The organism is Deltaproteobacteria bacterium, from assembly GCA_020845775.1.
In the GTDB taxonomy this organism is placed as follows: domain Bacteria; phylum Bdellovibrionota_C; class UBA2361; order SZUA-149; family JADLFC01; genus JADLFC01.
Genome location: JADLFC010000121.1, coordinates 12816 through 33089 on the forward strand (window position 1 = coordinate 12816; position 20274 = coordinate 33089).

At 44.8% G+C, this 20274-nt stretch carries 18 protein-coding genes and 1 tRNA gene; 10 read left to right on the plus strand and 9 right to left on the minus strand.

Going from position 1 to position 20274, the window contains the following annotated elements; genetic code table 11:
• Positions 1 to 7 precede the first annotated feature (7 nt).
• Entirely contained in the window at positions 8 to 772 is a 765-nt protein-coding gene (locus IT291_07995; protein MCC6221163.1) for a hypothetical protein, read from the minus strand.
• 206 nt (positions 773 to 978) lie between these two features.
• Here IT291_07995 and IT291_08000 point away from each other — a divergent pair, with 206 nt between their 5' ends.
• Positions 979 to 1566, plus strand: coding sequence for a hypothetical protein (locus tag IT291_08000; GenBank protein MCC6221164.1), 588 nt, complete (start codon positions 979 to 981; stop codon positions 1564 to 1566).
• A 47-nt stretch (positions 1567 to 1613) separates the two neighbouring features.
• Positions 1614 to 2591, plus strand: coding sequence for a calcium/sodium antiporter (locus tag IT291_08005; GenBank protein MCC6221165.1), 978 nt, complete (start codon positions 1614 to 1616; stop codon positions 2589 to 2591).
• Positions 2592 to 2733: 142 nt separating this feature from the next.
• Here the strand turns inward: IT291_08005 and IT291_08010 are convergent, their stop codons facing one another.
• Entirely contained in the window at positions 2734 to 4170 is a 1437-nt protein-coding gene (locus IT291_08010; protein MCC6221166.1) for a zinc-ribbon domain-containing protein, read from the minus strand.
• Between the two features lie 419 nt (positions 4171 to 4589).
• Between IT291_08010 and IT291_08015 the strand changes: the two genes are divergently transcribed.
• The 4 genes from IT291_08015 to IT291_08030 all read left to right on the plus strand — a co-directional run bounded on the left by IT291_08015 (position 4590) and on the right by IT291_08030 (position 8147).
• Positions 4590 to 5879, plus strand: a complete 1290-nt coding sequence (locus IT291_08015; GenBank protein MCC6221167.1) for a Glu/Leu/Phe/Val dehydrogenase — start codon at positions 4590 to 4592, stop codon at positions 5877 to 5879.
• 69 nt (positions 5880 to 5948) lie between these two features.
• Positions 5949 to 6686 carry a 23S rRNA (guanosine(2251)-2'-O)-methyltransferase RlmB gene (gene rlmB, locus IT291_08020; GenBank protein ID MCC6221168.1) on the plus strand — a complete coding sequence of 246 codons (738 nt, stop codon included), beginning with the start codon at positions 5949 to 5951 and terminating at the stop codon, positions 6684 to 6686.
• Entirely contained in the window at positions 6683 to 7687 is a 1005-nt protein-coding gene (trpS, locus tag IT291_08025; protein MCC6221169.1) for a tryptophan--tRNA ligase, read from the plus strand. The genes rlmB and trpS overlap by 4 nt, the downstream gene beginning before the upstream one ends.
• Before the next feature lie 130 nt (positions 7688 to 7817).
• The gene (locus IT291_08030) at positions 7818 to 8147 is read left to right on the plus strand and encodes a hypothetical protein (GenBank protein MCC6221170.1); all 330 of its coding nucleotides are present in this window, start codon (positions 7818 to 7820) and stop codon (positions 8145 to 8147) included.
• A gap of 65 nt (positions 8148 to 8212) precedes the next feature.
• On the opposite strand, the gene IT291_08035 is transcribed toward IT291_08030, so the two are convergent.
• On the minus strand, positions 8213 to 9586 hold the full coding sequence (locus tag IT291_08035; protein MCC6221171.1) for an MBL fold metallo-hydrolase: 1374 nt from the start codon (positions 9584 to 9586) through the stop codon (positions 8213 to 8215).
• A gap of 270 nt (positions 9587 to 9856) precedes the next feature.
• On the opposite strand from IT291_08035, the gene IT291_08040 reads away from it, so the two are divergent.
• Entirely contained in the window at positions 9857 to 10264 is a 408-nt protein-coding gene (locus IT291_08040) for a hypothetical protein (protein ID MCC6221172.1), read from the plus strand.
• On the opposite strand, the gene IT291_08045 is transcribed toward IT291_08040, so the two are convergent.
• The 5 genes from IT291_08045 to IT291_08065 form a co-directional block, all read right to left on the minus strand.
• Positions 10251 to 10508, minus strand: a complete 258-nt coding sequence (locus IT291_08045) for an exodeoxyribonuclease VII small subunit (protein MCC6221173.1) — start codon at positions 10506 to 10508, stop codon at positions 10251 to 10253. The two genes, IT291_08040 and IT291_08045, sit on opposite strands and share 14 nt — an antisense overlap.
• Positions 10509 to 10519: 11 nt before the next feature.
• Positions 10520 to 12274 carry an exodeoxyribonuclease VII large subunit gene (xseA, locus tag IT291_08050; protein ID MCC6221174.1) on the minus strand — a complete coding sequence of 585 codons (1755 nt, stop codon included), beginning with the start codon at positions 12272 to 12274 and terminating at the stop codon, positions 10520 to 10522.
• A 104-nt stretch (positions 12275 to 12378) separates the two neighbouring features.
• The gene (locus IT291_08055; protein MCC6221175.1) at positions 12379 to 13659 is read right to left on the minus strand and encodes an alginate export family protein; all 1281 of its coding nucleotides are present in this window, start codon (positions 13657 to 13659) and stop codon (positions 12379 to 12381) included.
• A gap of 293 nt (positions 13660 to 13952) precedes the next feature.
• Positions 13953 to 15164: a phosphoserine phosphatase SerB gene (serB, locus tag IT291_08060; GenBank protein ID MCC6221176.1), complete on the minus strand. Its 1212-nt coding sequence runs from the start codon at positions 15162 to 15164 to the stop codon at positions 13953 to 13955.
• A gap of 106 nt (positions 15165 to 15270) precedes the next feature.
• Entirely contained in the window at positions 15271 to 15633 is a 363-nt protein-coding gene (locus IT291_08065; protein MCC6221177.1) for a hypothetical protein, read from the minus strand.
• A 489-nt stretch (positions 15634 to 16122) separates the two neighbouring features.
• Here IT291_08065 and IT291_08070 point away from each other — a divergent pair, with 489 nt between their 5' ends.
• From IT291_08070 to IT291_08080, 3 genes are read left to right on the plus strand one after another with little or no spacing between them, the layout of a single operon-like run.
• Positions 16123 to 16380, plus strand: a complete 258-nt coding sequence (locus IT291_08070) for a flagellar biosynthesis anti-sigma factor FlgM (protein ID MCC6221178.1) — start codon at positions 16123 to 16125, stop codon at positions 16378 to 16380.
• A gap of 43 nt (positions 16381 to 16423) precedes the next feature.
• A complete protein-coding gene (locus tag IT291_08075) occupies positions 16424 to 18031 on the plus strand; it encodes a methylcrotonoyl-CoA carboxylase (protein ID MCC6221179.1) in 1608 nt (535 codons plus the stop codon).
• Between the two features lie 28 nt (positions 18032 to 18059).
• Entirely contained in the window at positions 18060 to 20174 is a 2115-nt protein-coding gene (locus IT291_08080; GenBank protein ID MCC6221180.1) for an ATP-grasp domain-containing protein, read from the plus strand.
• Between the two features lie 12 nt (positions 20175 to 20186).
• On the opposite strand, the gene IT291_08085 is transcribed toward IT291_08080, so the two are convergent.
• Positions 20187 to 20259 (minus strand) — tRNA-Thr (locus tag IT291_08085).
• Between the last annotated feature and the right edge of the window lie 15 nt (positions 20260 to 20274).

Consider the following 20274-nt stretch of genomic DNA (forward strand, 5'->3'; position numbering starts at 1 on the left):
AGCGAGCTTACTCACCTGCATCCATCTCTTCTAATTCAGCAAGGTCTGCTTCGAGCGCTTCTAGTTCAGCTAAATCTGGCGCTTCTCCCAGTGCATCGTCTTTGCCAGAACTAGAATCTTCTCCAATTCCAGCCCTAGAAGGAGAAATATCTCCAGTAGCTTGCAAAGCTGTCGCATCGATCCCGCCAGCATCTTTTCCCTCGCCTTTTTCCGCTGCATCTTCCTCCATGTCATGCTTTGCCTCTGTGAGCGCTCGAGTTTGCTCTCGCAACTTATCGAAGTAGCTGTTTCGCTGCGACATTGCACTGTCCTGAATCTTTCCCCGAGTTATTGAATTAAAAGTGCCTTGGAGCGTGGCCAGTGAACTTGCGGCACCAGAAGAAACATCTCTATCGCGCCTACCTTGCAACATGCGAGAATAGGGATTCTGTTGAGGAAGGCTCCCCTGAACTTTGCTTGGATATGGGATAGGTATTTTGCCCGCTGTACTTGAGGATTGAGCCGAAGTTTTTGCAGGCGACAGGTTCTGCTTTAACCCCACACTAGAGGAAGATTTCACGTCCACTTCAGAAAGCGCAGCGATATTCGCTGGCGCTACCTTAGGAGAAACATCACTAACATTTGTCTCTCCAGAGCTAGAACTAAACCCATCCTTAAAATAACCACAAAAAAAGGCTAGCATAACCACTACGCAAATCGCCAAACTAGTCATCCGCTTGCCTGTTAGCCTTTCGGACTGAAAAAAATTCTTCCAGATTTCGTTAATAGCCATTTAATAACTAGTAAAAGAAAATATTGGTGACCACTTCTAGTTTACAACCCCAGAGGCACAAAGACAAAACGTTTTTAGGGGCATGTCTGAGAAAACACAGACTTAAAAACCTTGATGAATCGTGCCATATTCGTTTAGAATCATAACCGCAAGACAAACTAAGCTTATTTGTGCTAAAATTCCCTAGGTTCATTTTTATACCGCCAATGACGTTTCCGCATAAATACTATATTGTTCTTTTTGTCTCTTTACTTGCGCTGCCATCTTTAGAAGCTGAAGTCCAGCCTGAAGAACCTCGAAATGAGGGAGATGCACTTTCGTGGCTTGAGCAGGAACTCACATGCGAGCAATTTAGGGAGCAAGTTCAACGCAGATTCGCTCAATTCGGGAAGATGTCAAAACTTCCACCCGAGAAAAAAAGCGAGTTGCGAATAATTATGGATGCGGCATGTGCCGAAAAATTTAGTCACTGTGGTTTTAAGAATTGCAAGAGCAGGTCTCTCCAAACTCAGATCCTTTCGCCACCTATAGTTAATACTTCGTCGTCCGCAGTCTCTTCCTCCGCATTTGAAGAGAAGGCTGCAATAGATATCGAAAGCGAACTTAGCAAGGCAGAGACGCAACAAGAAAACACTAATAAAATTAGCCTGTCCCAGCTTAAACGCCTAGTCTTGCTAGAAAGCACAAGACATAAGGACAGTATCCGGCTACAAATCGAAGAGGAAAAAGCCAAGACTTTATCCTGGAAGGCGTTTTCCTTGGATGCGATTAATGTTAACAACGAGAGACCATAGTTCCGTTACTTATTGAGCAAAGTTAATAACTCTAGAGGATTTATAAAATGGGGGCTTATTCTTACCCACTCATGTGGATAGCCGCTGGCTTAGTTACGTTATTAGTTGGAGGAGAGTCTTTAGTGAGGGGGTCTTCGAAGCTGGCATTAGCGCTTGGGATAAATCCTCTAGTCATTGGGCTCACTGTGGTTGCCTTTGGGACGAGCTCACCGGAACTCGCCGTAAGCGTCTTAGCGGCCATAGATGGCAAAATGGACGTAGCGCTTGGCAACGTAGTTGGAAGCAATATTCTAAATGTGCTTTTAATTCTTGGACTTTCTGCAATAGTTACTCCACTAATTGTGGCAAGCCAGCTTATCAAGTTCGATGTTCCGGCAATGATAGCGGCAAGTTTACTGGTTTTAGCAATGGGACTCGACGGAGCGATTGGGGTCTTAGATGGCGCTATTTTATTTTCCATGCTGATTGCTTATACGGCTTGGGTAATTAGGCTAAGTCGCAGGGAGAGCGAAAAGGTCAAGGCTGAATTTGAAGATAGTTTAGGCGTTGCTGATAACGGGAGTAAGGTAAAGATTTCCGTTCAGATCGGAACAATAGTCATTGGCCTGCTATTTCTCTGCTTAGGAGCTCGATGGCTTGTAAGTGGCGCGGTAGACATTGCTCGTCTGCTAGGAATAGACGAGCTAGTAATAGGGCTAACAATCGTTGCCGTCGGCACGTCCTTGCCAGAGTTAATTACATCAGTACTAGCAAGCATCCATCGCCAACCCGACATAGCGGTTGGCAATATAGTTGGCAGCAACATTTTTAACATTCTTGGCGTTTTGGGATTGTCGGGTCTAATTAGCGGCACTGGAGTTCTTGTGTCCCCGGAAGCCTTGTGGATTGACATTCCGGTTATGATTGGCGTAGCGGTCGTCACGCTACCGATAGTCTTTACCGACAGCACCATCTCACGCAAAGAAGGCACATTCCTCATTAGTGCTTTTGTTGTCTACACTACTTATCGAATTTTCTTTTCGTGACCTATTGTTCCCCGCGCCAAAGTGAATAGCGGCAACTCGCAGCATGTCTTGCCCCGCAAGAATCATGCTAGCAGAATTAAGCCGAAAGGGGCCAGATGTTACTGATAGGTAAAGGGGCTTAAGCCTGTATCGAAAGGTGAGATCAATAGCTATTAAGCTTCGCATCGCCGAGCACATATTTCACACTGTGGACTCGGACGGCATACCACTCGGCGTTTTGAACCGAGTCGGCTAGAACTAGCCTAAAGGACATGCTACTTCCTGGCTTTAGGACATTTGATGACTCTAAAGACTGCTCGCCATCTTCCGGCGCAACCGAACTAACAGCGCTATCCTTAAGAGAGCCTATCTCTAAAGCATTGACGATGTCGCCTTGCGCGGCAACGAGTGTTTTCTCCAGCGGTTGATTGTTGCCGTCAAACAACTTGGCCTCTATCTTAATTTCCGACATCGGCCTGTTTGTATTGTTTACCACCTCGCCTCGAATATTTAACACTTGCTGACCATCATCAAGAGTAGCTACCGTTGAACGCAGCTTCGCTAGTTCTAGCCCTGCTGGCGGTTGAGAACTGACACTGTCACTATCTAAGGAAAGCAAAACTGTAGCGAGAGCATCCACTCTCGAAATTAACAGTCCAGCAACTCCGAGAAGAATGCAAACGAGCAGCGGAAAGAAACATGCGAAATATAGAGGCCTATTGCTCAAAACCTCCTTTTCTTCACTAGCAATTGGTTGAGGCGATAAGTCCGGCTCGTCTTGCTCCGACATATCAAACGAATCAAATGAATCGAAATCAGAAAATACCTGTATAGGGCCTCGCTCCTCAACATGAGTCTCTGAATGACTTGCCGGCATCACTAGCTCGTAGCTTTCAGAGCTATTACTCTTAAACTCTTTCTCCAGAGAAGCTAACTTCGACGGCGAAGATATTGTTTCCAAGGAAGAAACGACGTCACCTGCTGCCTTGTCTATCGCCGCGATGTCTGAGCGGCAGCAATCGGGCAAATCGACGTAAGGAGAATTTGTTTTGGTGAAAAAATCCGAAGGCGAATAAGCCTGAGGCCAATCTACTCGCCGATCAGCTTGATTTAGATCATGTAAACGCTCCAAGGCCTCCTTTCTAAAGCGCAATACGCCGTTAGAAATTGCGTCTTCATTTAAGCGCTTGCGCAAGACCGAAGACATATCGATTTCTATCTTCTGCGTATCATCAGTAGGCCAATCAGCCGTAATGAGTGCCGAAGGGCCACTATCAAGCATATCGCCAAAAGTCTTTATCGGACTTTCATAGCACTTACTCTCAGCAGAAGCTTCAGGAGCAAACATATCCAACTGCTGCCACTTGCTGCCACACTTTTCGACTGACGCCGGGACTCCCTCGGAAGCGCACACCGCGGAAATACTACGCGATGCAACTTTGCTATTCCCAAAATCTGCCGCGCATACATGCTCTAAACCAACGCTCTCAAAAAAAGTGTTATCGCAACGAGAACAATGAAACTGCGGGCTAGTCAAACCAGCAAGCTGAGCATCGGAAACGCCAAACTTGGTCTTACACTTTGGACACTGAACGATCATCTACCTTCTCCTCACAAAAAACTATATATCCGCCATATCGTCGTCCTCCGATATGGCATTAAAATTCTTATTATCAGTGATCTGCTAAAAAACGTACCGAAACGACTTCTAGTAAGGGCCTAAGTACCACGTTTGCGTTATTGGCTCCATCTATATGTAACTTAAAGTGTTTAAGCCATGTCGAAAATGAACTTTTTCTTACTTAAACTCTATTCTGAACGCCTGAAGCTAGGCCTATCAGAGAGCGCCAACATACTCCATAGATATTTGGCGCAATAAAAAAAACGCCCTCTATTAATTTCTTTTCGTCATAAGATCATTGTGTTAATTTCATTCTTCACAAGTTATTGATTGCGATGCTATCCCTTCGCAACAAGCAGATTATCGCCCTTAATTCAGAGATACTAACTATGACAACAATGCCATTGTTCGCCAATGCTCTTTCGCAACTCGATCTAGCACTAGCACATGTACAGTTATCGCCCGATACCATAGCTTTGCTAAAGCACCCGAAAGCTGTTCACATCTTTGCCATTCCAGTGCGCATGGACAATGGTGCTTTAAAATTTTTCACGGGCTATCGAGTTCTCTATGACGATTCTCGGGGCCCAGGCAAGGGCGGGATTCGATTTCACCCGGATGTAAATTTAGATGAAGTGCAGTCACTCGCGTTTTGGATGACATTTAAATGCGCTGCAGTTAACTTGCCATTTGGCGGAGCTAAGGGCGGAGTTCGCGTACACCCAAAAAACTTATCAAAGCTGGAACTCGAAAGGTTAAGTCGCGGTTATATCAATGCCGTAGCGGATGTAATCGGACCCGACAGAGATATCCCGGCGCCAGATGTCTACACAAATGAAACAATTATGGGTTGGATGTCGGACCAATATAAAATTATCAAGAGAGAACACATACCAGCCGTCATAACCGGCAAACCCCTATCACTAGGAGGCTCTTTGGGGAGAGCAGACGCCACTGCGCGGGGCGGATTTTATGTGCTCGAATCGCTAAAAAAGGGGCTCGGCTTAGACAAACCCCATCCTACAATGGCTATTCAGGGTTTTGGCAATGCTGGGTATAATTTTGCTAAACTTGCTAGTGACGCAGGTTATAGAGTGGTCGCACTTAGCGACTCCAAGGGCGGCATTTACAAGAAGGACGGCTTAGATGCTCCAAGCGTTTATAAAATTAAACACGAGACTAACCAACTACAAGCAGTATATTGCAAGGGCTCGGTATGCGAAGTGCTCGAATACGAACACATTACGAATGAGCAACTTCTAGAGCTAGAGGTCGATGTCTTAGTCCCCGCAGCCTTAGAGGGTCAGGTTACTGCCAAGAATGCAAACAATATAAAGGCAAGTATTGTGCTTGAACTCGCCAATGGCCCCACGACGCCGGAGGCCGATAAGATTCTTTTTGATAAGGGCGTAGTGGTAATTCCAGACATCTTGGCTAACGCGGGAGGGGTAACTGTCAGCTACTACGAGTGGGTACAAAACAGGGCTGGCTATTACTGGACGGCAAACGAGGTGTACTCTAAATTGGAAGTAGCGATGAATCAAAGCGCAAAATTAGTGGATAACATCCGCAAGGAGAAGCACTGCTCTATGCGAACGGCTGCCTATGTGCTAGCACTTAGGCGCGTTGCCTCGGCTATTGAAGAAAAGGGGACTCAGGAGTATTTTCTTAAGAATGGTCCAAGCTAAAACACAGTGGAAAAAGATCTTAAGAACAGACTGAGAAACACTAACTTCATTTGTGGAAGAAATCCACTTATGGAGACGATTAAATCGAGCCCTCAAAATATTTGCGAGGTTTTTGCGACAAAGAGTTCTTTGGATTGGTTGCGAAAGACTTCTCTTAGCGATAAACTTGCTAAGTTAAAAAAGCCCATCCTTGAGGCTAGCAAAGACGCGTTTGAGCAAGCAGTCCCAGGGTTAGTTCATCAGGGCGTAGTTACAACACTCAATCAGCGAAGACTTTTTAGCCTTAAGGAGCTAATACAGATTAGCGCTCGCTCAAATGCAAGCGGGATAATCGTAGCGCTGGACGAACTGCAAGACCCACAAAATATGGGTGCGGTACTTCGCGTTGCAGAATGTGGCGGTGTAGATGGAGTAATAGGAACGAAGCGCCGCAGTGTTGGCATAACCCCAGCTGTGGCAAAGGCTAGTGCTGGTGCAAGTGAAACTATGCCAATCTCGCTCGTTACAAATCTAAACGAAGCGTTAAAGGAACTAAAAAATAATGGTTTCTGGATCATAGGAACGGATGCGGGCAAGCAAGCCAATAATCTCTTTGAAACAAAGCTTCCCTCGGAACCAATAGTCCTTGTGTTTGGTTCCGAAGGAAAGGGATTAAGGCGATTAGTAAAGGAACATTGCGATATTATGCTAAAGATACCCCTCATGGGTAAAATTGAATCGCTAAACGTGAGCCAAGCCGCTTCAATATTACTGTTTGAAGCGCTTAGACAAAGAGCATTCTCAAGTGTTAAGGCAAAAATGAAATGAGCAAAACGATAGCTAAGAGAGTATTTTCGGGGGTGCAGCCGTCTGGAACACAGGTTCACATTGGAAATTATTTCGGAGCGATGAAGCATTTTGTCGAACTTGCAAAGGAACACGAGACAATTATTTGCATAGTTGACCTACATGCGCTTACTTCGGTAAAGAGCGCTTCCGATCTTAGATCTCACTCCGCCTCTCTTGCGGCCGCTTATTTAGCAATCGGCATTGATCCAAGGCAGGCCATTATCTTTCGCCAATCGGATGTGCCGGAAGTTTGCGAACTCGCGTGGTATTTAGCCTGTCATTTTCCACTGGGATTACTCGAGAGAGCACATGCAGTAAAAGATGCCAAGGCAAAAAACATTAACATTAATTCGGGTGTAATGTTTTACCCGATATTAATGGCGGCAGATATACTATTGTACAAAGCAAGTCTCGTCCCTGTGGGTGCCGATCAAAAGCAACACGTGGAGATGACGCGAGATGTGGCCGAGAGATTTAATTTGCAGTTTGGTTCCATATTCCCTGTCCCGGAGGCACTCATAACCGAGGAGACCGGTGTAATTAGGGGAATAGATGGTCGAAAAATGTCAAAGAGCTATGACAACTTCATAGGCTTATTTGAAGAACCTTCTGCTATGCGAAAAAAGGTAATGCGAATAGTTACGGACTCAAAGAGCGTAGAGGACGTTAAGGATCCCGAGCAATGCAACGTATTTCAAATGTTCAAACTTTTCGCTAGCAAGGAAGCTTGCGAAAACCTCGCTAGACAATATCGAGAAGGTGGCATGGGATACGGAGTGGCAAAAAAGGAGCTCTTTGACATTATGCAGCTTGCCCTTTCGCCGTTTCGAGAAAAGTACAATCACTGGGTATCACAAAAAGACGAGCTTGAAGATATTCTCCTAGACGGCGCTAAGCGCGCGCGAAAAATAGCGACACAAACAATCTCTGCGGTTAGACTAACCCTAGGAACCGGCTCACTCAAGGCAAGTAAAACATGAGGGTTTTTATGTAGTTATGTAGCTTATTGAAGCAAAAGCTGCTCCTTGGCTGATACTAATATATACGGGCGTAAAACTAAGAAGATTGTTTTGCCATTGTTTATGTTTTTTTTAGATGAGGATAATTGCTATGCCAGGCACCTTAGTCGATAAATTACTAGAATCCTTTGATAAATTGGATAACTGCATAACAGAAACCAGAGACGTCCTAGGCGCAAAGCAGGATGTCCCAAAAGACGTAATGGCGAGAATCGATTATTACGCTGAAATAGTTTCTAAGCAGAGAAAGTTGGCGTCTGCGCTACGCGAACACGTTAGCAGCGCAAATTGGGACGAGGTAACTAGACATGTTCGCTTGATTAACGGTTACTCGACAATGATTCACGAGGACGCACGAGATATTCTTGCTAGTGTAGTCACAGATTCAGGCGCAGATAAAGAAAACGCCCTGCTAAGTTAGACCAAGATAGAGAGCTCGCACTTACTACGCGGCCAGCCGAACAGTCGGCCGCGTAGTAAAAAAAATCAAACCTCAACTGTCTGCATATGAGTAGCAGGCGCCGCGTCCCAGTTAAATTTCTTTTTTAGTGCATTAGCAAAAGCACGACTTGCTTCGGGTTCACCGTGAATTATCCTAACCTGCTTTGGCGTTCCCTTGGATTCGGCTAGCCATTTTAACAACTCATCTCTATCGGCGTGGGCAGAAAGTCCGGATATAGTGTCTACTTGTGCCCTAATGGGAATATCTTCTCCAAAAATCCTAATATACTTTGCTCCCGACTGGATTATACTTCCGCGTGAACCTCGTGCTTGGTATCCCACAAAAAGCACCGTAGTATCCTCTGAGTGAATCCAGTTCTTTAAATGATGCAAGATGCGGCCTCCAGTAGCCATACCGCTAGCAGAAATAATGATCCTTGGGCCCTTTAAATGATTTAGCGCCATGGAATCCTGCACAGCTCTACAAAAGGAAGTCTTTGCAGTTAATAGCGGAATCTTTCCCAACTCCATTAGCTTTGCGCTCTCTTCATCAAAATCATTCCGAAAGTTGTAATAAATTTTAGTAGCATCTACTGCCATGGGCGAATCGACGTAGACCGGGATAATGGGTATTTTCCCGTCGCGCTCAAGTTCGGCTAGGTAGTAGAGTAAAGTTTGTGTACGCCCTACGGCAAATGCGGGAATAATTAGTGGCCCCCTCCTGACTACAGCAGCTTTCACTATTTGCGCTAACTCGTCTGCGACGTTCCCTTCGCCATGTATGCGGTTTCCATACGTTGACTCGCAGAGCAATAAATCGCCAAAATCAACCGGACTAGGGGGTGGTAGCAATGGCGTATCGTAGCGTCCAATATCGCCTGAAAAAGTAATTCGCTTCTTAAAAATATCGACAGTCAACGACACCGAACCTAAAATATGACCGGCGCAGCGAGGCTCCACTGATACGTTGGGAAGAATCTCTGTTTGTTTATCGCGCTCAATAATCTTAAAAAGTTTTAGCGTCTCTTCGACATCCTTTTCGGTATATAGTGGCTTTGCAGGATGATGCTTGGAAGTCCCAGACTTGTTGGCATAAAATGCCTCTTCCTCCTGAAGATGCGCACTGTCGGGCAAGAGCAGTTTTAGTAGCTCAAAGGTTGCCGCCGTGCAATATATGGGCCCCGAATAACCTCGCCTCACAACTAATGGGAGATAACCACTGTGGTCGATATGTGCATGAGTTAGAACTATCGCCGATAGCGACAAAGGGTCAAACGGCGGCTCCGCCCAGTTGCGCAAGCGAAGCTCCTTGGTTCCCTGAAACAATCCGCAGTCAAATAGTATTTTCCTACTGCCAGCCTCGACCAAGAACTTCGACCCAGTAACGGTTCCCGCTGCGCCTAAAAACGTAAGTTTAATAGATGTCACAAAATTCTCCGCACTAGACCGTTTCCAAAAAGTAAGTTAAATATTTTACTTTTTGGAAACGGTATTTGTTGTTTATTGGCAAGTGCTTGCGCACTTGCTGTTTATACCATTTACAAAAATCCTTTTTGTAAATGGTATAATATTCCTCTGTGTTTTGATGGGCATTTAAGAAAAACACGCCCCTTAAGCAATTTACTTCAGACAATTCTTACAAATGCCGACCTAAAGTCAAGGATCACTAAGGACTGTCAGTAACCTAGCATGGACGATTCGAGTAACATTACACGGATATTATTCGTCGATAAAGACGAAAGATCTTTTCAAATATGGCAGTGTATTGCAGCAGCCATACAGAACCTGCCTCCAATTGAATTGATCCATGCAAGCAATGCTTCACATGGATTGCTAATGATTGGCCAGATAAAACCAGATTGCATTGTCCTTAACTTTGGCGACGAAGATCATTCAGAACTCGACACTTTTCTAAAAAATCTACTAGAAACACATCCCCCCATAATCGTGCAAGCAGAAGAAGAATTCTTCGATACACGAAGAGAAAATGTTTTCTTTGTCGAACAAAGTGGCTCGCTCGAAAGCATTCACAAGACACTATTAGCCGCCATTGAAAGTACTAACAACTCGTCGCGCAAAAATTCTAGCTGTCACTAGCCACTTCTTTGGAGATTTCGTCCGTAGACTCATCGCTAAAAGCGGAAAATTCCGACGTTATCTCAGTTAGCTGCACCTTAGTGTGACGCAAAACATCCTTACATATTTTAAAAGCAGCTAAAGCATCCTTCATCCTAGGCACTAACTGATCTATAGTAACCTTATTATCCTGTAGTTCCTGGGATAGAGATTCGAGTTTATTAAAATTTTCCTCAAACTTATTTTTGTTAACTTCACTAGCCATCGTCTTCTCCACTACTTAATGATTGCTGACCTATCGGTATCATGAAACTGCAATTCGATTTCCTGCTCTTTTAGAAGCTCGCTTCCCGACAAAACATACTTGCCATTGCCCCTTTCTCTAACCAGTACAAAACCCCTTTTTAACTGAACATCGGGCGACATGTCCCTAAGAGATTTTTCATGTTTCTCGAGCGAGAGTTCTCCAAATCGCAAACATTGCAACGCTAGACGAGGTAAATCCAGTGCTTTTACAAGGCGCAACTTGCCAGTCTCAAAAATAAACATGTATCCACGCACCAAACCTCTATTTGTCATAGCCATCTGCTTAAACCTATAAGTCATCAGCATGTTGCTCGATAGTTGAATGTCTCCCAAAACTTTCTTAAGCGAACGCCTCTCGCGCACAAATATGCTAGAGCTCAGTGCCGGCATAGGTCGCGTAATATCGATTAAGCGCCGCGATATATTAATTTGCAAACCGCGCGCGAGAGTCGGCAAACTCGCTCTGTATAACTCTAAAACTTCCGTTCGCGACATTATTAACCGTTTACACATACGCATAATTTGCGAAACTGCACCTCCCAAACTCGCCTCCGCAAGTTCGGCGACATGAACAACCGTCTTAACCATTTGCGAAATACTTTCGCGACAGCGACAGCGAAGATCTTCCACGATGCTAGCAAAAAAAGAACCGACATCTTTGGGCACACCCTCGCCTCTATAGCTTACATCCTGAACCGAGGACTGATCCTCTTGGTGTCCGATGGCCGACACAACTGGTACCTCGCAAAGACAAACCTGCTTTGCTAACTCATAATCATTAAAAATTGCGAGTTCAGCCGGACTACCACCACCGCGAAATATTAAAATCGCATCTATTCCAGGCAACGTGCCCAAAACGCGCAAACCATTGATGATTTGCTCCTTAGCTCCGGCACCTTGAACATTGGCCTTGTACCAAAAAAGCTCAAAACCAAAACGTGCCGTTTCTAAAGCGGCAAGAAAATCATTTATTACAGTCCCGCCAGAACTTGTAATAATGCCAAGTTTTGTTGGAAGAATGCTCAACTTGCATTTCTTATTAAGCCCAAATAGACCCTCCTTCTTTAGCCTCTCATTAGTCTTATCGCGCTCCGCTGCAATTTTTCCAATCGTATACTCAACTACCACGCTACAGATGGATAACGATATGGCACCCTTCCTAGGGTTTAAGCCAACTATCGCCTCAAACATAACATCGAGTTCAGGTTCGAGCTTAAACCCTCGCTCAAAAAGAGGCTTGCAAACGCGTTCTATATCTTCTTGCCAGACGAAACAACTTACGTGATCCGAAGGGTTCTCTAAATCCACTAGCTCCAAATACAAATGCTTGGGCTGAGTGACCTTAGCTATGACGCCTTTAACTAAAATGCGATTGGGGAAGGCCAGTAGAATTACATCTCGAATCTTAGCTATTAGCTCAGAGACGGTTATTGCCTGGCTAAGCAAGGGAGAAGAGCTTGCCGCAGCTGGAGCTTCGCCATCGCACTCATCAGAATTCTCACACTCTTTAGAAGGCTCTCCGACTTCCTCTATGATGACATCGGGGAATATTTTTTCTAAATCGCCAATTGAGACACTGGTTAGGGACGCAACCCAAACTTTTTTCTCTCCCACCCAGCGAGCTGCCGGAAGCTTTTTAATGGCATCCTTGGCACGAAAAGTCCCTGGGCCAGAAAAAGTAACTGTTTGCTTCGACCAATCGAGAGTGGCCTTAAGATTTTCCACTATATTATTAATAAGTAGCTATAAAAACAAATGGGGCTGCCCGAAAGCAGCCCCATTCTTTTAAGCTCTAAACATCAACTTCTCAATTACCGCCTTGCGCGCGTTTAAGCTTGATTAAAGCTTGCACCCAAGGTGAGTATTACCTTTTGAGTGTCTGTGGCAAACTCATCAGCATTGTAGTTAGCATACTTTATACCAACCATATAATGCTCGAAAAGTGCCTTCTGGATGTTAAAATCCCACTCTGTTCCGTAATCAGTGCTTCCTTCATCCGAAGAGAAGTAATGATATACCAAAGTGAGAGCTAAGCCATCAACTAACTCATGAACTCCAGACACTTGATACCCAAGCAAACCATAGGCATCCTGCAACCCATCTGCTGGAGTCGATACAAATTTATCGGCCCAACCATTCCACACATGTGTCGTTGAAAGAGGAGCCGATACTGCAATATCACCCTCGTCGCTGCCCAAGCTCTCAAACCCACCCTTTAGGGTGAACCCATAAGCACCAGCACCAGCCTCTGCGCGATAATAATGCGCATCATAGTCAGTTGGATTATCGCCGTGATCCATTTGGAAAGCGTACTCTAGGTCATAGAGCAAGCTCAATAGATCAGTTACTCCGTACTTTCCATCAAAACGAGCTCCAAAAGTATTGCTAGACACTGCTGGCAAATCTTCTAGATCTAACATATACGCATACGCTGCCAAAGCTCCTAAGGAGCAACCAGTGTACTTGGCATTTACGAGATGAGAATTTGACTCAACATCTCCAACTGGACTGCCATCGCCAAATATGCGGTTTGCGTTAAATATGTATCCGTACTGCAAGTTAAGTCCTGGAACCGACGTATTGCTTAGAGTTGCCGAATCAAATGTCTGATTATTTTGCCTCCATGCAACATCTCCTATCCAACGGACGTTATCGAGCACTATCTGCTTTCTACCAAAAGTTACAGCCGTATCGGGCACGCCATGATAGCCTATATATGCCTGATTAACTTCTGTCCCCTGAGGATCAGCTACTACCGGCCTGTCTGTCCTACCATTGACAGTGCTATTGTACAAATCTTTACCAATCTCAGTTACATCCTCAACTTCCAACAAACCCTTAAACCCCATAAAGTTTGCCGTCTTATACCCCAATCGAGTTTGCAAGGTAGAGGCTTTAGCATCATTGTCAAAGTCATCCTGGTCTACAAACTCATATCTATATCGGCCGCTAATATACGCCTTGCCGTTCTTAAAAAACTCTGCCACGTTACTCGCACTTGCGACGTCATCCGCAGCTAGAGCCTGTGAGTATGCACAGACACTAAACATGCCTACAGCACACAGACTTTTAACTACTCGAGCACTTTTACGCGAAGCTCTATTCATCATGTCATCTCCTTTGTTAATAACACACTCCCACTGATAGTTCTTGCGAAGAAATCCGTCACTAGATCTCAACTCATCACACAACTGTCAATAAAAATCGATATCCCCCACTCAAAGCACACAGCACATTTATAGTAAGACCGAAGTTCTGGACAGGAACTATCGACCGGATTAGAAAACAAATTGAACATTCTGTCTACAGCAATTTCGCTGCTGTATCTTCTAGGAAACACTGGCTTATTACTCGCAAATTATATACGACTTATTATGAGCATGTTTTCTAGCGCGTCCGCCAATTAAGCTCTTTCGCGCTCTCGAATGCCAAGAAAATACAACAACGCATCAAGCCCTAAGGTAGAAATCGAGTGTTTAACGCGACTTTTTACTATTGGTTTAGCGTGAAACGCTATTCCTAACCCAGCAGCGCTAAGCATGGGGAGATCATTTGCGCCGTCCCCCACGGCAATCGTTTGCTCCAGTTTAATCCCCTCTTTTATGGCCAATTCGCTTAACAACTCTGCCTTGCGCTGGCCGTCGACAATGCGCCCCAAACAGCGGCCGCTCAATCTTCCATCCTGAATTTCTAGCTCATTTGTATATACATAATCAAAGCCAAGCCTATCCTTTAATCTCTCACCAAAAAAAGAAAATCCACCCGACAAAATAGCTAGTTTGTATCCTAGCGCTTTAAGGATTCTACTAAGTTTTTCTGCCCCTTCCGACAAAACAAGTCCATCGGCGATTTGTTGAAGCACAGAGACATCCAGGCCTTCTAGCAATTTTACTCGCCTCTTTAGGCTTTCCGTAAAATCAATTTCCCCTCGCATGGCAGCAGAGGTTATAGCGCTTACCTCTTCCAATACACCGTGAGCACGGGCTAATTCGTCTATAACCTCTGCCTGAATTAAAGTTGAATCCATGTCAAATGCAATAAGGCGCCGATTGCGCCGATATAAATCGTCTGCTTGAAAAGCAATGTCTATGCCAGATGTATTGGAAATATCCAGCAACCGAGATTGGATTTCGCCGGTATCGTCAATGTCCCCACTAATGGCAAACTCAACACAATAGCATTCGCTGTCAATATACTTAGCTATCGGTCTACGGCAGGACATTCGAGTAATGACGTCGATATTTAGCCCAAAAGCCGCAATTACCTCCGTAACTGACGAAATTTCACTAGCGTTGAGCTCTCGTCCAAGAATAGTGAGCACGAAACGACTCTTATTCTCGGCGCTTACCCAATTATCGTACTGCTGAACGGAGATTGGCGTAAACTTCACAGTAAGCCCAAGTTCATGCGCCCTAAACAAAAACTTTTCTAAAACCGGAGATGACTCTTCTTTTTCTGGGATATTGACCAACAGGCCCAAGGAAAGAAAATTGTGGATGACCGCCTGACCAATGTCCAATATCTCTACATCATACTCTGAAAGTATTGCCGTAAGGGATGAGGTAAGTCCAGCCTTGTCCTCGCCAGAGATGTTCAACAGTAATATTTTTGCCATCGCTATGCTGCTGCCATGCGCCCATTAAGCTCATAGCAGCAAGCGGGGGCAATTGCAAAATTTAATTAGTAAATACCTTCTCGGCGCACAGGAAGAAAACCCAATTTCAGTTTAAACTTGCTAGGCGATATATACTGCTTGCATATCGCTTTCCATCGACATAATGACCCTTCACTCGCACTAATGCGCCGATTTCCAGTTCGCCTACAATTAGAGTATTTTGATCGAACACAAATTCCATATCATCTACAACAAAATTAGATTCGCTGCCTAACTTGAGCCTGCCCTGTAGATTAAATCGCTCGTCTGCATCATCTTGCGCACCAACATCTCTATGCTTAGTCAAGCCGCTAACACCAGCTGGCGTTTTAGAACGCGATAGCCGTGGCAAGTGAATCGGTGTCCTAAGTATTTGAGGAAGATCTTTTAAAAAGAAATTGGCCGGCGAAAACGTACCTCTATCGCTCATCTTGCTTCTCCATTGCTACATTTTGTTGCTACACCAACATCGTAAAGGGCGCATTTGCCGACACGCCCATCAAACTGTAATAATCTGACGGAAACAAGCGGTATCAGTGCATGCTATATGCCAACTCACTTGGCCTTGAGTTAGATAGCTCGTTAAACATACTCCAAACCGCTCTCTTCACGTTGTTATCCTATTGAAAACTAAGCATTTATTATGCAGCAATTAAATACGCGCAGCCAGCAAAGCATTGTCGTGCAAGAAGATTTCACGGGCGTCTATTAAGACCGAAATGGTAATTCAGATAAACAATTCTATGAAATAAATTCATGCCCGAACCGTATGGCACAAAATTGTGCACTTTTTTTTAAAAAAACCTCAAGTTTTTCAAAAAAGTAGTCGTTAGCCCATTCATGGCGATGATTGTTGTTCATTTTTGGACACCAATTTTGAACAAAAACGATGTAGTTTTCGGTAATTTAAGGGGCGTATATGAAAAACGTATTAATAGACATGGATAACTTCGACTCAGAAAAAATAGAGAATATAACTAGACTATCTAGAACGAATGTTCGAGCACGAAAGGGTACTTTGCTAAAGCTGCAATGGTTGGCAGAGCGCGTCCGAAAAATCGAACTAATAAAAAAACAGCTGGCCGAGGGCACGTATCATGTAGACTCGCGGGAAGTAAGCAGAGCTATACTGAGCTTAGACATTAAGAAATCTGGGAAGGAAGATATAGATATATAAGTCATTGTTGACGAAGGTTTGATTTTGATGGAAGACTGGCAAAATGTCCATCCTTAAGTCGAATCTCAATATTAACAGCGAGCAGTATAAGAAAAATTATTTAGACTATCAGTCTCTACTAGCCAAGTTAAACTCGTATTTGCAAAACAGCCTGACTCCACACAGCAAAAAGACTGAGGAGCTTGCGCGACGACGAAACAAGCTATTAGTCGAAGAACGCATAACTCATTTACTCGATCCTGGCTCACCATATTTAGCAGTCGCACCTCTCGCCGGCGCTGAAGTCTACGAAGGTCTGCCACCTGGAGCTGGAATTCATACTTTAATCGCTAGAATCTCTGGCAGAAAGTGCATGGTCATCGCCAATAACTCCACCATTAAAGGAGGAACGTATTTTCCGCTCACAGTAAAAAAACACCTTCGCGCCCAGGAAATTGCAGTAGAGAACAAGCTGCCGTGTATATATCTTGTCGATAGTGGCGGTGCCTTTCTTCCGTTGCAAGACGAAATTTTCCCTGACCGCTTTCATTTTGGAAGAATTTTTTACAACCAGGCGCTCATGAGCAGCATGGGGATACCTCAAATTTCTGTTGTCCTCGGCTCCTGCACCGCTGGTGGAGCATATGTTCCGGCCATGAGCGATGAAACTATAATGGTTAGGGGAAATGCCTCAATATTCCTAGGAGGCCCACCTCTAGTAAAGGCTGCAACTGGCGAAATCGTATCCGCCGAGGAGCTAGGCGGCACGGATGTCCACTGCGGGATTAGCGGGGTCAGCGACCACAGCGCGGACAACGAAGTAGATGCACTTAAGCGTGCCAGGGAGATTATTGCATCACTTGGCCCCGAATCCTCGAGCATTGAGCGCTTAGTTGCTAAACATTCGACAGAGCCTCCACTATACGATCCACAAGAAATATATGGCATAGTAGGTGCGGATCTGCGAAAGAGTTTCTCCGTTATGGAAGTAATAGCCCGCCTCGTAGATGGCTCGAGGTTTGAGGAATTCAAGGCCCAATACGGCAAGACTATTAAATGTGGCTTTTCGCACATTTATGGCTTCTTAGTTGGCGTAATCGCTAACGACGGCATCTTGTTTAGCGAGTCTGCGCTAAAGGCAACTCACTTTATACAGCTCTGCAACCAACGTGGCATTCCACTGCTTTTTTTGCAAAACGTAGTTGGTTTTATGGTTGGCAAATCATACGAACACGATGGAATAGCTAAGCATGGTGCTAAAATGGTTACTGCCGTGGCAACGTCCTCGGTTCCAAAGTTTACTCTAATCATTGGGGGATCATTTGGCGCTGGTAACTACGGCATGTGCGGAAGAGCTTACGATCCGCGCTTCCTCTTCACATGGCCAAATTCGCAAATCTCAGTCATGGGAGAGGACCAAGCCGCCGAAGTAATGGCACAAGTTAAATTTGACAACTCTGACAACCCGACTTGTCACTCGGAGAGAAATGAGTTTAAGTCTAAAATTAAAGAAAAATATAGGAACGAAAATGGCGCCTGGTATGCCTCGGCACGCCTCTGGGATGACGGCATTATAGATCCTTTAAAGACTCGCGAGACATTAGCTTTGGCCTTTGCTAGTAGTTTAATTGCGCAGGACTCTAGTTCTCGATTTGGAATATTTAGAATGTAACTCTAAAGAAATCACTTGCTCAGAAGAAATGAAATCCATTCTTATTGCCAATAGAGGCGAAATCGCCCTTCGCATAATAAGCACTGCCCGAAAACTTGGGCTTCGCACAATTGCCATTTACTCGGACGCAGACTACTCAAATCCCCACGCACAAGCGGCAGATCAGGCATTCAATGTGGGAGGCGCAGTAGCGAGCGAGTCCTATTTAAACGCAGCTAAGATTCTTTCTGTAGCAATAGCTGCGAAAGCTGATGCCATACATCCTGGATACGGCTTCCTATCGGAGAATCCGGATTTCGCGAGACAGACCATCGACGCGGGTCTTATCTTTATTGGCCCGGACGCCAGCGCCATGCGCTCGCTCGGGCACAAAGACAGCGCGCGCAAACTCGCCTCGAAAATTGGGATACCCGTTATCCCAGGCTATGATGGCGAGAAAACTGATTTAGCAACTTTAGTCACACGCGCACAAGACATCGGGTTTCCGCTATTAATAAAAGCTAGAGCTGGAGGCGGTGGTCGGGGGATGCGAGAGGTAAACGAGGTTAAGGATTTACAAAATGCCATAGAAGCCGCTAAACGAGAGTCAAAAGCTTATTTTGGGGACGAGCACCTAATCCTAGAAAAACTAATACAGCGAGCTCGTCACATCGAGATACAAATTCTTGCAGACCATTTTGGGAATGCGCTCCATTTTTGGGAGAGGGACTGCACCTTGCAGCGCCGTGCGCAAAAAATAGTCGAGGAATCGCCTAGTGCTTACATTGAAGACGAATTGCGCGCCAAGTTATGCGAAAGTGCCTTAAAGCTAATTAAAGCCTGTAACTACACAAATGCCGCAACTGTGGAATTCTTGATTCCGCTCGATAAAAACAATATGAGCAAGGCTTTCTTTTTCCTCGAAGCCAATTGCCGCATTCAAGTTGAACACCCAATCACAGAGATGATTTTCGGCATAGATCTAATTGAATGGCAAATACGCATTGCTCGTGGCGAAAAGCTTTCCTTATCACAGAGCGATATTAAACCTACAGGAGTAGCAATAGAAGCGCGCGTATATGCGGAAGCGCCACAACAAAAGTTTCTGCCCAAATCTGGAAGAGTAGCTGACCTCACTTTCCCCGAGATCGCACAATCCCAGCTACGCATAGATCACGCCCTGGAGAAGGGATTAACTATATCGACAAATTACGATTCGCTGCTAATGAAGCTCATTGCGAGTGGCGAAACTCGCTTAGCCGCCATTGAGCGCCTAAGATTGGCATTACAGCAAACAAGAATTTGCGGCGTTCAAAATAATATTTCCTTTTTGCTTAGCATACTATCGCACCAGGATGTCGCCTCAAATAACACAGATACTAAATGGGTCGATAGGAAAATTGACGAACTAATCGAAAGTAGCGTTATTTCCCTATCACTCGCCAAAGTAGCAATGTCGGTTTTCTTGATTCATGAAATATTTAGCTCAATTCAATTACATTTGCGGCAAAACCCAAACGATCCTTTCTGCACACTTATTTATTGGAGACCAGATACGTCCTTAACGCGAGCCAAAACAGAAATTGCAAGCACCTTCTTGGATTACGACATGCGAGAACATGGCGTAGATTTAACTCAAAAACTACGCGCCAGGTTAATCAGCTACGCTAAACTAAAGAGCAATAAGCATATATTTACACTTGGCATAAACGATGGCGTTCATGAGGTTTGCGTCGAGCATGAACCTAGCCTAGAACTACGTAGCCTGCAAATTGAATTCGATGGAGTTGCGTATAAGTCGCTCATCGATAGTGCTACAGAAATGTCTGCTGCTAACATTTACGTCGAAGAGAAATCATTTTCGATTTATCAGAGCGAACGATCGGGCTCACATGCAGGTGCAGCATCCTTTGGAGAAACCCAAGTGGTAGCGCCACTGCCAGGAACGGTAATCGACTTGCTAGTTAAACCCAAAGAGGTGGTTAAGAAGGGCACGGTAATAGCAATAATAGAATCGATGAAAATTGAGCATTCTATTTTGTGCACGGACGACGCGATTATAAAAGACATTCTCGTAACCGTAGGCATGTCCGTAAATGAGGGCCAAGAATTAGTGCTTCTCGGCGAACTAAGCATTAGCGATCGAGATAACTTTAGCGAGTAAGACAAACAAATAAGCCAACGACGAGATTCGAACTCGTGACCTATGCTTTACGAGAGCATTGCTCTACCAGCTGAGCTACGTTGGCAATTGCGCTAGCAAC